Below are 14,071 nucleotides of genomic sequence, written 5' to 3' on the forward strand. Positions count from 1 at the left end.
GCACGCAAAGTCAAGGATTCGCACGTTGCGCGGATCACCCAAGGCGCGCTAGCGCCGATGGCATGACCCGCTGGCCCCTTCCCGAACCCATGCGCAAGGCGCTGGAAGCCGCTGCAGAGGCGGCTGCGGGCGGGGAAGTGCCCATCGGGGCGGTTATCGTCAAGGATGGAGAGGTGATCGCCGCTGCGCACAACACGCCGCGGCTGGATCATGATCCGACCGCGCATGCCGAAGTACAGGCGATTCGCGCCGCAGCCGCAAAGCTCGGGCAGGAGCGGCTGACAGGCTGCGACTTGTGGGTCACGCTGGAGCCTTGCGCGATGTGTGCGGGCGCGATCGTCCATGCGCGGCTGGCGCGGGTCTACTATGCCGCCAGCGACCCCAAGGGCGGCGCGGTGGAGCACGGCGCGAAAGTGTTCGATGCGCCGGGCTGCCTGCACCGGCCCGAAGTCTACACCGGTATCGGCGAGGCCGAGGCGGCGGAATTGCTGCGCGACTTTTTCCGCGCGCGGCGCTGAGGTTCAATCGACCGGCGGCGTACCGGGCGGATACCACGAGACTTCTACGCGCAGTCCATCGGGATCGGGCAGGAACAGCGCAGTTGTGCCACCCGGAAAGCGCTGCAGCCGGGCGACATGGCCGGCCGCTTCCATCACATCTGCGAGTTCCTCCACCATTGCCACCGAAGGCGCGGTGAAGCCGAAGTGGTTGAGGCCGGGGCCATAGCGCTCGTAACCGGGCAGATCGTCCCTGGCGGGTCCGAACTGGATATGGAGGCCATCCTCGTTCGCCCAGATGTGCGGTTTCTTCTGCACGAAGCCGAGGTGGGGGAGCAGCAGGCCATAGAACGCCGCGCTGGCCTTCGGATCGCGCGAGAGGATAGTGAGGTGATCGAGCTTGAGCGACAAGTCTGGCTCCCGAGGTTGCGCACTTCAGGTTCGTCGCAGGCTGCCCTTCCGTTACGCGCCGCGCCAGATCTTGAGCGGTGCGCCATCCGCAGCGCCGCGGTCCGCGCACGCTGCGGGCAGGAAGTCCTTGCCGTAGCAGAGGTGGACTTCCTCCAGCCAGCCGCGCGCGTTCGCCTTCACGCGGATCGCGGCGGCAGGGAGGAACGGGGTGGCCGAACGAAATGCGGCGCGCAAGGTCCCGGCGGTAAGGTCGGGGCGGCGCGAGAGGCGCATCATGTCTGGATAGCGGATCGCGCGCAGGAGGGCGGCGCCAGACCTGAAGTAGCCGTCTGGCGAGCCGGTTATGCAGGCACCGTGCTTGGCCCATTCGTGTGCCAGCAGCCCTGGCGAGGGGGTCATGCACAAGTTGCGGCGCACGGTTTCGGCGGAGAGCGGCGCGGCCTCGCACCATTGCGGCCACATGCCGGGGGTCGCTTCGGGCCAGAGGCCATGGAGGATGAACCCGAAGCGACCCAGCTTGCCGCCGCACTGATAGGCCGCGCGCGGATCGCGCGCGCGGGTGCGGCAATATTCGGGCGACCAGCTCAGCGCGAGCGTATAGCCCGCGATCGGCAGCACCCGGCGCGGGCCATCAGGCGAGGGAAGAGCCGGGGCGGGGATTTGCGGCGGCAGGCGGCATTGCGGCACCTCGGCTTTAGCAAGCGCCGGAAGCGCGAGGGCCAGCGCCGCAAGAGCGATCGCGCGCATCAGTTGAAAGTGGAGATGTCGACGAACTGGTCCTGCCCCTTGCTACGCAGCCACCGGGCGGCATCCGGGCGGAACAGGAACACCACCGCGACGACCTGAAGCAAGGTGACCAGCACGGTGAGCAGTGCCTCGAGCGGACTGGACAACACCAGCATGCCCACCAGCGGGACGGTCCCCACCAGGCTGAGCGCGGTAATCACCACGAGGACCCACTTCGCCAGATTGCTGGCCCGCCGCGCGATCAGATACCAGAACAGGAACGTCAGCCCGTAGCCAAGCCCCAGGATGAGCAGCAGGGCAAAGGGGCTGATGGCGTCATTGTCGGTGCGGCCGAGCAGCCCCGCGACATTGAGCAACTGGGTCAGCAGGCTGATCGCGGTGCCGCCGAGGTAGAGCTGTTCGAAACGGATGATCGAATGGGGCCGCACGGTGCCGGTTCCTCCTGCAAGATCAGGAGCGTAGCATGCCCTTGGCCTTGGGCAACGGCATCAGCGTTCAGATCGGCGTGAAATCGAGCCCGATATCGGCAGCCGGCGCGCTCTGCGTCAGGCGGCCGACCGAGACGTAGTCCACGCCCGAGGCGGCAATCGCGCCGATGGTTTCGAGCCGGACGCCGCCTGAAGCCTCGCATGGCGTGCGGCCCGCAACCAGAGCAACCGCCTCGCGCAGCAGGTCCGGGCCCATGTTGTCGAGCAGCAGGCGGGTCGCGCCAGCATCTAGCGCGGGTTCGATCTGGTCGATGTGGTCGACCTCGCAGATCACCTCGCGCACCCCGGCAGCGAGCGCGCGGCGCACCGCTTCGGCAACACCGCCCGCGACGAGGACATGGTTGTCCTTGATCATCGCCGCGTCCCACAGCCCCATGCGGTGGTTCACCCCGCCGCCGGTGCGCACGGCATACTTTTCGAGGTGCCTGAGGCCGGGAATTGTCTTGCGCGTATCGAGCAGGCGGGCCTTGGTCTCGCCCATCGCATCGACATAGCGGCGTGTGAGCGTGGCAACGCCGGAAAGGTGCTGCACGGTGTTGAGCGCGCTGCGTTCGGCGGTGAGCATGGCGCGGGCGCCGCCGGTGAGGCGCATCAAGGCCGAGCCGGGTTCCACTTGCGCACCTTCCGCAACCAGCACTTCGATCTCCATCGCGGGATCGAGCGCACGGAAGAACGCGGCGGCAATCGGCAGCCCGCAGACGGTGATCGCATCGCGGCTGTCCATCACCCCGGCAAAGCGCGCGTCCGCCGGGATCACGCTCTCGCTCGTCACGTCATGCCCGCCGCCGGCAAGGCCTTCGCCCAGATCTTCAGCGAGCGTGGCAGCGACAAAGGCATCGAGATCGAAGCCGGGGATGGTGAAGGCGGTCATGCGGCGGGCTTACCGATCCACCTGCGGTGTGTCGAGAAGGTCGGAAAGGGTTCGCGCAGAGATCGCAGAGGCCGCAAAGACGGCAGAGCTATATCGCCGAAGGCAGTGGTGCTCCGAACTTTTGCATTCATGCACAGCGGCTGCGCCGCAGCGAAGCATCTTCGCGGTCTCTGCGGTCTCTGCGTGAACCAATCTCAGTGCACGAAGCGCGCCACGACATCGCGGTAGGAGCGCGAGACTTTCACTTCCGAACCGCTGTCGAGCACGAGGAAGCACTCGCCATTGGTATGCGGGCGCACCTGCCGCACGCGGTCCAGATTGACGATCTTCGAGCGGTGGACGCGCTGGAACACGCGCGGATCGAGGCGGCGCTCGAGGTCCTTCATCGTCTCGCGCAGGATCAGCGAATTGTCGCCGGTGTAGATGCACATGTAGTCACCCGCCGCCTCGATCCGCTCGATCGTATCGACATCGACGCGGAAGATCTGGCCGCGGTCCTTGATGTTGATGAGCTTCTCGAACCGGCCGACCGCGGGTTCGCTCTCGTCCGGGATCGCATCCATCGCATCGGGTGCAACTTCGGCGAGCACGGTCTTCAATTTCTCGGCCTCTTCCAGCCCGCGCTTCTCGGCAAGGCGAGTGCGCGCGCGGTCGAGCGCATCGGCGAGGCGGGCGGGTTCGACCGGCTTCAGGAGATAGTCCACCGCATTGGCCTCGAACGCGCGGATCGCGTGCTCGGAATAGGCGGTGACGAAGACGAACAGCGGCGGGTCGATCTCGATCACCCCGCTCACCACGCTGAACCCGTCGAAGCCCGGCATCTGGATATCGCAGAACACCAGATCGGGCTTCTCGGTCTTGATCTTGCGGATCGCCTCGCGCCCGTTGGAGCAGGTGTCGATGATCTCGACATCGGGGAAAGCCTCAAGCCGCAGCTGGAGGCCCTGGATCGCGAGCTTTTCGTCATCGACGAGGATCGTGCGAATGGTCATGCGCTACCTTTGCTGTGTGGCGAGGGATGTGGCCTGCTGCGGAGTGGCTGTTTCACGCGCTTCAAAGGGCAGCTCGATCACCACCTGGAAGCCTCCTCCCGGCCGCTCGCCGATTTCGAACCGCTGGTTCTCGCCATAGGCCTGCGCGAGCCGGTCGCGGATGTTGGCGAGGCCGACGCGCGTGGAGTCCGATTGGGAACTGGTCACACCGAACAATGTCGTGGGGTCTGTGCCCGGTTGCAAGCCCGGGCCGGTGTCGGACACGGTGACCCGCAGCACCGGGCCGACGAGTTGCGCCGCAATGGTGATCGTGGCCCCTTCCTCGAGCGGGCTCACGCCATACTTGATCGCGTTTTCCACCAGCGGCTGCAGCAGCAGCGAGGGCATCAGCGCGGGCGAGGCATCCTCATCGATGCGGAATTCGGTGCCGAGGCGCTCCTCGAAGCGCATCCGCTCGATATCGAGGTAGAGCTTCAGCGTCTCGACTTCCTGCGCCACCGTCACGCGGCCCGTGGGCTCGTTGATCAGCGTGTAGCGCAGGAACGAGGAAAGGCGGCTCAGCATCGCGTTGGCGGGCTCGGTCTGCTTCAGGAGCACCAGTGTCGAGATCGAGTTCAGCGTATTGAACAGGAAGTGCGGGTTGAGCTGGTAGCGCAGCATGGCGAGCTGGGCGGAGGTTGCCTGCGCTTCCAGCCGCATGAGCTGGTCGTTCTGCTCTTCCACCTGCACATAGAAATTGATCGCGTAATAGAGCGCCGACCACGCGCCGAGCAGCGTGAGATCGAGGTAGAACACGCCGAGGAACAGCTGCGCGAAGCCGGAGTCGCTGCCCGAGCGGTAGAGGCTGATCACCCAGGAATCGATGAAGGCATAGAGCCCCACCGCGATGGCGAGGACCACGGCGGTAATGCCCCAGGTGATCAGCGGCGTGCGGTTGATCAGCGCGCGGTAGATCACCGAGAGGATGAGGCTGATCGAAAAGCCGGTGAGCGAGGCGATCAGCACGATGACGAGGAACGACCAGGGCTGCGCGTTGGCAAGGCTTGACAGCGCGCGCAGCAGCATCGCACCGCCCCAGCCGAGCATCTGCAGGCGCCAGAAGGCGCGGTTCTTGTTGCCGAAGAACGGCGTCGGGCGGAGCGGCAGCGACATTGCCATGGAGGATGTGTAGCCCACAGTTCGGCATCGCGCCACAGGTGGGCTTTGCGTGGCCGGGTAAAGCGGTTATCCTCCCGCAAAAGGGGAGAGAACCATGGATCATCACGGCAGTTCCGAAGAGCGTGCGCAGTTCCATTCGATGGAGGAAGGCACCCAGGAAGACTGGACGATCATCGCGCGCGATTATGTCGGCTTTGCCGCCGGTCTGCCGGACCGCGTGCTGGCGCACCTCAGGCTGCTCGATGGCGATTTCGGCGGGTTCCCGATCGATCGCCTCACCCACAGCCTGCAGACCGCGACCCGCGCCCATCGCGATGGCCGTCCGGAAAGCTATGTCGTGATGGCGCTGCTGCACGACATTGGTGATACGCTGGGCTCGTACAATCACCCGGAAATCGCCGCCGCGATCCTTCAGCCTTTCGTGAGCGAGGAAGAGCACTGGATCTGCCGCAACCACGGCGCGTTCCAGGGTTATTACTACTTCCACTACCTCGGCATCGATCGCAACGTGCGCGAAAAGCACCGCGACAATCCCTACTTCGACGCCTGCGCCGAATTCTGCGCGAAGTACGATCAGTCCGCCTTCGATCCCGATTATGACACGCTGCCGCTCGAATTCTTCGAACCGATGGTGCGCCGGGTGATGGCGCGCCCGCGCAATGAAACGGCCATTTCCGCGATGGAAACCACCGCCGCGAAGGCCGAGGTTCCGGCCTAAGGTTCCGGCTTAAGGTTCCCGGCGGAACCGCAGCGCCCAGTTCGTATCGGGCTGGGCGCGCATCACCGCGATCTCGGCAGCCATCTCGCGGGCGCGGGTGCTGGCCTTGCCGTGGCTGGCGCCGGGGATCACCAGCAGGCCGCGCGGGTAGATCAGGCGGATCATCCGCAGCGCCGCTTCCGGCGGGTATCCGGCATTCGCCATGATCCAGACCGAGAGCCGGTCTGCCTCGCGCTCGGTGCGGCGCACGGCATCGGTGCTGCGTTTGCCGGGGCCGAGCAGAGTTTCATGATCGAGCGCGGCGTGGGCCAGTTCGTGCGCCAGCACCGCCGCGATCATCGCTTCATCGCCTCCGAGCTGATCCAGCGCCTCGCGGCCGATGCGAACTTCGCTGCGGGTCGCGCCCGCGTTGTTCTTCGCGTCATCAAGGAAGAAGCGCACCCCGCACGATGGCGCGGCCGTGATCGTCACCACGCGGCCGCCCTCCAGCGTGAGCGAGACCTTGCCGCCCTGCGCCGCCGCCTGCTCCAGCCGCGATTGCAGCGCCCAGACGCGGTCCCAGCTGCCCCGGCGCGGCGCCGGGCCGACGGGCGCACCATCGACGGCAACCACAACCGCATTGGCGGCCAGACCCGCCGCCTCGGCCGGGCTGCCTGCGGCGACTGCGGCCACCGCAACATCTCCGGACAGGCCATAGACGGCGCGCGCCACAGCGGGATCGGCGAACGTCTGCACATCGCCCAGCAGCAGGCCGATCCCCGGCGCGCTGCGCGCGCAATAGGGCGCGTTGGCATGGCTGAGCCGCCAGCCGATCGTCTGGACTTGCGCGTCGTCCTGCTGAAGATCGTCAACCGGCTGCGCGGCGGCTGGCTGCGCCAGGGCGAGCGCTGCCCCCAGTGACGCGAGCCGCGCCCGCATTAGCCTTTGCGGGCCGCGTTGACCGCCTGCTGCAGCGCCTCGCGCCCCACCGCGCCGGTCATCAGCTTGCCGCCCACGCTCCATGCCGGCGTACCGTTGATGCCGAGCTGGCGGGCGAAGCCGAGGTTGCGCTCCAGTTCCTGATGCACGCCGGGCTGCCGGGAGAAGCTGTCGGCGGCGGCGGTGTCGATGCCGGCTGCACTGGCCGCGGCGGCAATGCTGGCGCTGCTGGGCCGCTCGCCCGAGAACATCGCCTTGTGAAAGGCGGCATATCTGCCCTGCGCCGCTGCGGCGAGGCCCATGCGCGCGGCAGGCTCGCTTTCGGGCGAGATGATCGGCAGTTCGCGGATCACCACACGCAGATCGGGATTGCTCTTCACCAGCGCTTCGACGTCGGCCACGCTGCTCCGGCAATAGGTGCAGGAAAAGTCGGTGAATTCAACCAGCGTGACCTTGCCTTGCGGATTGCCGAGCACCGCACCGGGGAAGGGGGTCTCGAGCGCGCCGCGCAAGGGGGCGAGCCGTGCCTCGGTTTCGCGCGCCTGCAGCTTGTCCATGGCTTCGGGCAGGATCTCGGGGTGTTCGAGGATATAGCTGCGCACCAGCGCCTCGATCGCGCCGCGCTGGCGAGCATCGATCCCGGCCTCGGCCAGCTGGCCCTCAAGCTTCCGGTCCGTTGCTGCAGCGTCTTCCGTGCCGACACGGCCATGCATGGCCCACCACCCGCCGGCGGCACCGGCTGCGCCGACCACCAGTGCAACGGCAAGAAACGGACTGAAACGCATGCCTAGAACTCCTGCAGGGCCGCTGCCCCGATCTGCTCGCCCCGCGCTACCGCGACTTCCTCATCCGCTCAATCATCGCGCGTGCGGACATCGCGATATCCTGCGCGCGCAGCCAATCGGGCGAACCCTTGGGCAGCGCGGCTTCAGCCGCTTCGGCACTGCGCAGCGCTTCGGGCAGTTTCATCTCGCCCAGCTGCTGCTCGGCGCTGGCCAGTCGCGCGCGGGGAATGTCGCCCTGCGCTTCGTAGACAACACCCAGCTGGTACCACGCGAAAGGATTGTCACGGTCGCGCGCCACCGCGGTCTTGAGCACGCGTTCGGCCTCGGCAAAATTGGCCTTGTCCTCCGTTGCGATCAGCGCATGGCCCAGCGTGGTTGCGATCAGCGGGGTGTTGCGGGTCAGCTCGACCGCGCGGCGCAGCGGCGCAATCGCATCACCGGGCTTGCCCGATTCGAGCAGGACTTGTCCCCTGAGCTCAAGCGCATAGGGATCGTTCGGGTCCAGCTTGAGCAGCGCGTCGGTCTCGGCCAGCGCCTTGTCCATCAGCGCTTCCTTGTGGAAGGCATAGGCGCGCGCGAGGTGCGCGGGCGCGTCCTGCATCCAGTCCGGGTAGGCGGCGAGCGTGGCGGAAGGCTCGGCCAGATAGCCGACCAGCTTGGCCTTCACGCGCAGGAACCGGGCCTGCAGCGCGGGATCGCCGGGCTTGTTCCACGCCGGATCCTGCGAGAACGAATCCTGCAGCGTCGTCAGACGGTCCGACGTCATCGGGTGGGTGGAATAGAATTCGGCGTCGCTGTCGCGCTTGAAGCCGTAGCGGAATTCGAGGTTCTGCAGCTTCTTGAAGAAGTCGATCGAGCCCTTGCCCGAAATGCCTGCCTTGGTGAGGAACTGCACGCTGGCCGCGTCGGCCGAGGATTCCTGCGCGCGGCTGAAGGCAAGGTACTTGCCCAGCGCCGCCTGCTGGCCGGCCATGAGAATGCCGATGCCCGCATCGCCCGATCCGGCCGCGGCCGCCGCCGCGCCAAGCAGCAGGCTGAGAATGGTGATACCGGTGGCCGGCTTGCCGCCCTCGTCGCCGCGGATCACGTGGCCGCCAGTGATATGGCCCAGCTCGTGCGCGAAGACGCCTTGTACTTCCGCTGCGTTGTCTGCCGCGCTGATCAGGCCCGAATGGAAATAGACCGCCTGTCCGCCCGCGACGAAGGCATTGATCGAGGGATCGTTGAGCAGGACAAGATCGATCGCGCGCGGATTGAAACCCGCCGCCGCCACGATCGGCGCGGCCATGTCCTGGAAGAAGGCTTCAGTCTCGGCATCGCGCAGCACCGATTGCGCGGCGGCTGGTGCCGGCGCGAGGAGGAGCGCGATGGTGGCCGCGAGGGCTTGGCCGATGCGGCGGGGCAGGGATCGTGTCACGATGGTTGCAGCTTATCCGCCGTTCGCCTGAACCACCGGTGAAGCGGTGACCTTGGCGAGGAACGGCAGCACGGCATCGATCGCGCGCGGATCGTGCGAGAAGGGGCGGGCAAACATCATGATGAGGCCCTCATGCGTCACGCCGTCGAGCAGAACGGCCCGGGTCGGTGCTCCGGCGCGCGTCATCGTGCGGGCAAGCTCCACCGAATTGCGCGGACGCACGCGGGTATCGGCGGTACCGTGGACGAGCAGAAGGGGCGGCCCCCCGGCGCGGGCATGGACCACGGGCTGGGTCTCTTCGGGGTTCGGGGCCTTGCCGAAGCTCAGCTTGGTCGCCTCGCTCTCGAACGGGTAGAAATCGTAGGGGCCCGCCAGACCGACAACGCCGCGCAAGGCATCTGCCGAAAGCCCGCGCGCGGCAAGCCAGCGCCTGTCCAGCCCGAGCATGACCGCGTTGTAGGCCCCGGCAGAATGGCCCATCAGCACGATGCGGGATGGATCGCCGCCCTTGGCCCGGGCATTGTCCGCCACCCAGCGCAGCGCCGCGGCGCCGTCCTCCAGCATTCCCGGATACCGCGCCCTGGGATAGAGCCGGTAGCCCGCCAGCACCACGGCATAGCCCTGCGGCGCCAGCGCGCGGGCGATGAAGCGATAGTCGTGCGGATCGCCCGAACGCCAGCCCCCGCCATGGATGAACACCACGATCGGCAGCGGCCCCTTCGCGGCGGCTGTGTCGGCGGGGAGAAACATCTCCAGCTTCTGCGCGGGATCGCTGCCAAAGCGGACGGCGGCAACTTCGCGGATCGATCCATCACCGCCGCGCAGCACGCGGTCTGCGGTGTCGAGCATTGCCACGGCTTCGGTCGCAAGCGCTTGCCGGTACAGCAGAAAACCGCCGACGCCGAGCAAGGCCAACACCGCCAGCGTCCAGCGGAGCCAGCGGCGGCGGGGCTTGTCAGGTGCGCGCTTGAGGATTGTTACTTCAGCCATGGCGCATGGCTAGACGGTTTTGCGAGGGTGCGAAAGCGGCCCTTCAGCCCAGCAGACGGCGCGCGGCGCGTTCCAGCATCGGCTGGTCGTCGGCAATTTCGCCCAACAGCACGGCGGGGCCGCTGGCCAGACGGCGCACCATGACCAGCGCGAATTCGGCGCCTTCCGGCTCCAGCGCATAGAGCGGCTTGTGATCGAGCGCGCGCAGGTTCTCGACGAGCGAGGGCTGCTGCTTGGATGTGGCCTTGCCGGTTTCCTCGCGGCGCAGCTTGCGCTCCAGCGCGACGACGCCCTTGAGGCCGCCCGGCGCCTTGGCGAGATAGCCGCCCAGTTCGCCATAACCGAGCGAGAGGCGCTGCGCGTGGGCCAGCGCGGTGGTGTATTCGGCGATGCGGGTCTTGTCGTAGTCCGCGCCGAACACGAGCTTGACGAGCGGCGTCAGCGGCGCGCGTGCCTGCATGGTGAGGCCGGCATCGGCGACCATTTCGGCATAGTCTTCGGGCGCATCTTCGGCGGCCAGCGCGAAGTCCCAGGCCCGGCCGATTGCGGCGTAAAGCGCACCGCGGGTGCGGTCTTCGCTCGCATGCGCGATATGGGCGAGATCGCGGGCCGAGGCGAGCCAGTCGGCCAGACAGGCCGGCTCCGGCTCGTCGAGCGCAAGGTCATGCACCGGCTCGGCGGCTTCGCCGGGAATGATTTCGACCCCGAACTCGGCCAGATCGAGCGGTGCTGTGCTCTCGTATTCGGTCATGTCGCTGTCTGGCCCGTCGGCCCAGCCGCCCAGCGGCACGCTGGTGCGGCGCGGCGCAAGCGTGGTGCTGCTCGGGCGCTGGTCGAGCGCCTGATCGATCTCCAGCAGCAGCGCATCAGTGGTGTGCTGGTCGGCCAGTTCCTTCCAGTTGATCACGCCGTAGAGGTAATCGATCGTCTGGTTGTCGGTCGAGAACGGCAGCAGGATGCCGCGATAGAGGATCGTGCGGCCGCGCTGGTTGACGAATTCGGCCTCGAACCCGATCGGCGCCTGGTTTGCGATGATCTGCAGGTAGTGATCGGTAATGCGCGAGAGCAGAGAGCGTCCGGGGATGTCGCTCAGACGGCGCAGCGCGCTGCAGGCCTCGCATTCATCGGCGAGCACCTGACCCAGGAACGGGATCGCGGGATCCTCGATGCCATTGTCGAAATGGAGCAGCACCGAATGGTCGGCGAAGTCGGGCATGTTCCCGTCGAGCAGCGACTGCACGGGCGGAAACTGGCCGGAATCGAGCAGGCTCGCCCAGAAATTGTAGGCGCGCACCTGCATGCGGCGCTCGTCCTGCCCGATCGGCGGCGGCGGCGCGGCGACGGCACCCTGCTCGTCGATCGATTCCTCATAAGCGGTATACTCGGCGGCGAGGTCGAGCGGCTCCTGGCCTTCCGAGCCATCCGAACTGATGCCGCGATACGTATCCATGAACCAGTCCCCGTGGTCGTCTGTCGGGGCCCGTCATGGCGCAACATGGTAAAGATGTGTTTAAGTTGCGCCGCGCCGTTGTGCGCAATCGTTCGAGAATGGCGCGGTCCGGTTCCGCTGCGGCGCTACCTCAACGCGCCGCGATGGCCGATGCCTTGGCCAGCAGCTTCACCGCCATGTCGCGGTGAAGCAGTTCGGCCATCTTGCCGCCCACCTTGAGCGCGCCCTTGCCCGCATTCGCCGGGTCGGCAAACGCGGCGACAATGGCTTCGGCCTCGGCCACTTCGGCTGCACCCGGCGCGAAGACGCGGTTGGCTGTCTCGATCTGCGAAGGATGGATCAGCGTCTTGCCGTCGAAGCCCAGTTCGCGCGCCTGAGTGCACTCCGCCTCGAGCCGCGCGGGATCGTCGATCGCATTGCACACCCCGTCGAGCAGGACGAGGCCATGCGCGCGCGCCGCCATCAGCGCTTGCACCATGACCGGCACGAAGCCGACACGCCCCGGCATTTGCGCCATGCCGGTTTCCTTGGCGAGATCGTTGAGCCCCAGCACGAATCCGGCCAGCCGCGAGAGCCGCGCCGTTTCCGCGATCCGCTCCAGCGCCAGCACGGCCTTGGGCGTTTCGATCATCACCCAGAGGCGAACGGCGGGATCATAGCCGGCCCCATCCATGGCCACCGACAGCGCGACCACATCGGCCGCATCGTCCACCTTGGGCGCCAGCACGGCGTGGAGCGGGCAATGCGCCAGTGCGGCAAGATCCGCCTTGCCCCAGGGCGAGCCGAGCGGATTCATCCGCGCTATCATCTGCCGGTGCCCGAAGCCGCCAGCCTGCACTTCCTCGACCAGCGCGGTGCGTGCCTCGTCCTTCATTTCGGGCGCAACGGCATCTTCCAGATCAAGCGCCACGGCATCGCACGGCAATGCGCGCGCCTTGTCCACGGCACGGCGATTGCTGGCAGGCATATAGAGCAGCGAGCGCAGCGGCTGCGCTTGGGTCAGGGCATCAGGCACACACTTCTCCGACAAAGCATGAGGCGCTTGGGTATGGGGTACTGGTCCCCGCCCTTTCCCGATGCGGCGTCGCTGTGCAAGCGATTGTTACAGGATATAACGCACCTTGATGGCGGTCCTGAGCTGCGCGGGGCCGACCTGGAACGAGGCCGCGCCAAAGCGGGGCGGTCCGAACTGCAGCGGCGCATCGCGCGAAAAACCGAAGCCCTCCTTCGGCAGCATCATCATCTTGTCCATGCGGCCGTTGCCGTTCTCGTCATGAAACAGCGCGATGGCATAGCGGCCCTGCGGCACGTCCTTGAACTGCACCGTCTCGCCGTTCAGCGCCGGCACCGTGAGGTGCAGCGCATTGGGGTCCTTCTGGCAATCGGGAAAGGTCTTGGGATTGGCCGTCATGCAGGCCAGGATCTGGCCGCGGTTGGAGCGAAGTCCCCCGATCTGCACGAGAATCGAACTGGGCATGGACGAGCCCGCCTGCGCCTGCCCTTGCGGATGGACCTGAACTTCCGGCACCGGCATGGCCGCGATGGCGAGCGGCGCGGCGAAGAGGGCAAGGCCCAGCGGCAACCTCATGTGCTTCATGGCGCAGAAAGTCCCTTGTCGGTTCCGCAAACATGATCCCAGAAGCGGAAGTAGAGGCCGAAATTGCATCGATAGAGCTCGTGATGACGATGGTGATGGCTCGCCGTTATCATCCAATGCCCTACAGTTGAATGAACGAGGGTCTTGGGAAACATTTCCCAACCCATGTGATTGGTGACACCCATCACGGTCATCACCGTGAGCACGATGCCCAGCACCCCGGCGTGGATCGGCACCACAAAGACCAGCGCCGGAATGAACAGGCCGACGATGGCGGCCTCCACGGGATGGAAATTCATCGCCGCCCACGCCGTCGGCGGGCGGCTGGCGTGGTGCACGGCATGGATCGCACGGAACACCTGCGGGCGGTGCATCCAGCGGTGCGTCCAGTAGAACCACGTGTCATGCAGCGCGAGATAGACGAACAGCGAGAGCGGCAGCCACCACAAGGGGTAGTCGTTCACGTCGGTGTAGACCCGGGTCCAGCCGTAATGCTGCCAGCCCCAGGCGATGATCCCCGCGGGAACGCCGTAGATCGCGGCGGAAGCAAGGCTCCACGTGATCTCGCTGCGCATCTGGCGGGCAAGGCCGGTATAGTGGCCCGGCCGCACCAGCTTGGTCAGCCATGCGAAGAGGCCGCTCACCGCCAGATAGCGCACGGCAACGATCACCGTCATGACCAGCGCGGAAAGCCACAGCTCGCTCATGCGGCGGAGTCTCCGGTCACGGGCAGGGTGGAAGGCACGATCACGTCAGCCTCTATGCCAAGGCGGCGCGCCTGTGGACAGGGCCCCGTTGGGCCAGTCCACAAGGCGCTTCACCGAAAGTCAGACGGCGCGCCGCACCTTGTTGCGGTGCTGGCCGACACCGCCACCGCCGCCGCGTGGGCGGAAGCTGCGGGGCTTGTCGCTAGCCGGCGCGTCGCCGCGCTCGGCACGGACGGGATTGCCGACAGGACCGCGTTCGGCCGCAGCACGCGGATTGGCATCGCGGGGACGCCCATCGCGGCCCTGCGCGCGGCCGCCCGGCGTG

General features: G+C 66.9%; 16 protein-coding genes and 1 pseudogene. 2 read left to right on the forward strand and 15 right to left on the reverse strand.

Translation table 11 applies throughout. The annotated features are described in order from the left end of the window. Window positions 1-62: 62 nt before the first annotated feature. Window positions 63-518 (forward strand): nucleoside deaminase, encoded by a 456-nt coding sequence (locus K5Q19_RS08440; RefSeq protein ID WP_292943400.1) that lies wholly within the window; start codon window positions 63-65, stop codon window positions 516-518. A gap of 3 nt (window positions 519-521) precedes the next feature. Here the strand turns inward: K5Q19_RS08440 and K5Q19_RS08445 are convergent, their stop codons facing one another. The 6 genes from K5Q19_RS08445 to K5Q19_RS08470 all read right to left on the reverse strand — a co-directional run bounded on the left by K5Q19_RS08445 (window position 522) and on the right by K5Q19_RS08470 (window position 5,164). Further along, window positions 522-908 carry a VOC family protein gene (locus K5Q19_RS08445; protein ID WP_292943403.1) on the reverse strand — a complete coding sequence of 129 codons (387 nt, stop codon included), beginning with the start codon at window positions 906-908 and terminating at the stop codon, window positions 522-524. A gap of 51 nt (window positions 909-959) precedes the next feature. Continuing rightward, a complete protein-coding gene (locus K5Q19_RS08450) occupies window positions 960-1,655 on the reverse strand; it encodes a ribonuclease T2 (RefSeq protein ID WP_292943406.1) in 696 nt (231 codons plus the stop codon). Further along, on the reverse strand, window positions 1,655-2,083 hold the full coding sequence (locus K5Q19_RS08455) for a hypothetical protein (RefSeq protein WP_292943409.1): 429 nt from the start codon (window positions 2,081-2,083) through the stop codon (window positions 1,655-1,657). Before K5Q19_RS08455 ends, K5Q19_RS08450 begins: the two co-directional genes overlap by 1 nt. 67 nt (window positions 2,084-2,150) lie before the next feature. Next, window positions 2,151-3,014: a carboxylating nicotinate-nucleotide diphosphorylase gene (nadC, locus tag K5Q19_RS08460; protein ID WP_292943411.1), complete on the reverse strand. Its 864-nt coding sequence runs from the start codon at window positions 3,012-3,014 to the stop codon at window positions 2,151-2,153. 194 nt (window positions 3,015-3,208) lie between these two features. After that, window positions 3,209-4,006 carry a LytTR family transcriptional regulator DNA-binding domain-containing protein gene (locus K5Q19_RS08465; protein WP_292943413.1) on the reverse strand — a complete coding sequence of 266 codons (798 nt, stop codon included), beginning with the start codon at window positions 4,004-4,006 and terminating at the stop codon, window positions 3,209-3,211. 3 nt (window positions 4,007-4,009) lie between these two features. Further along, the gene (locus tag K5Q19_RS08470; RefSeq protein WP_292943416.1) at window positions 4,010-5,164 is read right to left on the reverse strand and encodes a histidine kinase; all 1,155 of its coding nucleotides are present in this window, start codon (window positions 5,162-5,164) and stop codon (window positions 4,010-4,012) included. Window positions 5,165-5,258: 94 nt separating this feature from the next. On the opposite strand from K5Q19_RS08470, the gene K5Q19_RS08475 reads away from it, so the two are divergent. Beyond that, window positions 5,259-5,882 carry an HD domain-containing protein gene (locus K5Q19_RS08475; RefSeq protein ID WP_292943419.1) on the forward strand — a complete coding sequence of 208 codons (624 nt, stop codon included), beginning with the start codon at window positions 5,259-5,261 and terminating at the stop codon, window positions 5,880-5,882. Window positions 5,883-5,891: 9 nt separating this feature from the next. Here the strand turns inward: K5Q19_RS08475 and K5Q19_RS08480 are convergent, their stop codons facing one another. The 9 genes and pseudogenes from K5Q19_RS08480 to K5Q19_RS08520 form a co-directional block, all read right to left on the reverse strand. Beyond that, window positions 5,892-6,800: a hypothetical protein gene (locus K5Q19_RS08480; protein ID WP_292943422.1), complete on the reverse strand. Its 909-nt coding sequence runs from the start codon at window positions 6,798-6,800 to the stop codon at window positions 5,892-5,894. Further along, window positions 6,800-7,585 carry a DsbA family protein gene (locus tag K5Q19_RS08485; protein WP_292943425.1) on the reverse strand — a complete coding sequence of 262 codons (786 nt, stop codon included), beginning with the start codon at window positions 7,583-7,585 and terminating at the stop codon, window positions 6,800-6,802. Before K5Q19_RS08485 ends, K5Q19_RS08480 begins: the two co-directional genes overlap by 1 nt. 46 nt (window positions 7,586-7,631) lie before the next feature. Continuing rightward, window positions 7,632-8,990, reverse strand: a complete 1,359-nt coding sequence (locus K5Q19_RS08490; RefSeq protein WP_292943447.1) for a M48 family metalloprotease — start codon at window positions 8,988-8,990, stop codon at window positions 7,632-7,634. A gap of 24 nt (window positions 8,991-9,014) precedes the next feature. Beyond that, complete coding sequence (locus tag K5Q19_RS08495) at window positions 9,015-9,992, reverse strand: alpha/beta hydrolase (protein ID WP_292943428.1); 978 nt, start codon at window positions 9,990-9,992, stop codon at window positions 9,015-9,017. Window positions 9,993-10,035: 43 nt separating this feature from the next. Further along, window positions 10,036-11,442: a hypothetical protein gene (locus K5Q19_RS08500; RefSeq protein ID WP_292943430.1), complete on the reverse strand. Its 1,407-nt coding sequence runs from the start codon at window positions 11,440-11,442 to the stop codon at window positions 10,036-10,038. A gap of 130 nt (window positions 11,443-11,572) precedes the next feature. Further along, window positions 11,573-12,457, reverse strand: a complete 885-nt coding sequence (locus K5Q19_RS08505) for a CoA ester lyase (RefSeq protein ID WP_292943432.1) — start codon at window positions 12,455-12,457, stop codon at window positions 11,573-11,575. Between the two features lie 87 nt (window positions 12,458-12,544). Further along, the gene (locus K5Q19_RS08510; protein WP_292943435.1) at window positions 12,545-13,039 is read right to left on the reverse strand and encodes a DUF2141 domain-containing protein; all 495 of its coding nucleotides are present in this window, start codon (window positions 13,037-13,039) and stop codon (window positions 12,545-12,547) included. Next, window positions 13,036-13,746 carry a sterol desaturase family protein gene (locus K5Q19_RS08515; RefSeq protein ID WP_292943438.1) on the reverse strand — a complete coding sequence of 237 codons (711 nt, stop codon included), beginning with the start codon at window positions 13,744-13,746 and terminating at the stop codon, window positions 13,036-13,038. The genes K5Q19_RS08510 and K5Q19_RS08515 overlap by 4 nt, the downstream gene beginning before the upstream one ends. A 120-nt stretch (window positions 13,747-13,866) precedes the next feature. After that, a pseudogene (locus K5Q19_RS08520) lies at window positions 13,867-14,071 on the reverse strand (DEAD/DEAH box helicase); the annotation flags it as partial.

The sequence above is a fragment of the Novosphingobium sp. genome (assembly GCF_019748365.1).
Classification (GTDB): domain Bacteria; phylum Pseudomonadota; class Alphaproteobacteria; order Sphingomonadales; family Sphingomonadaceae; genus Novosphingobium.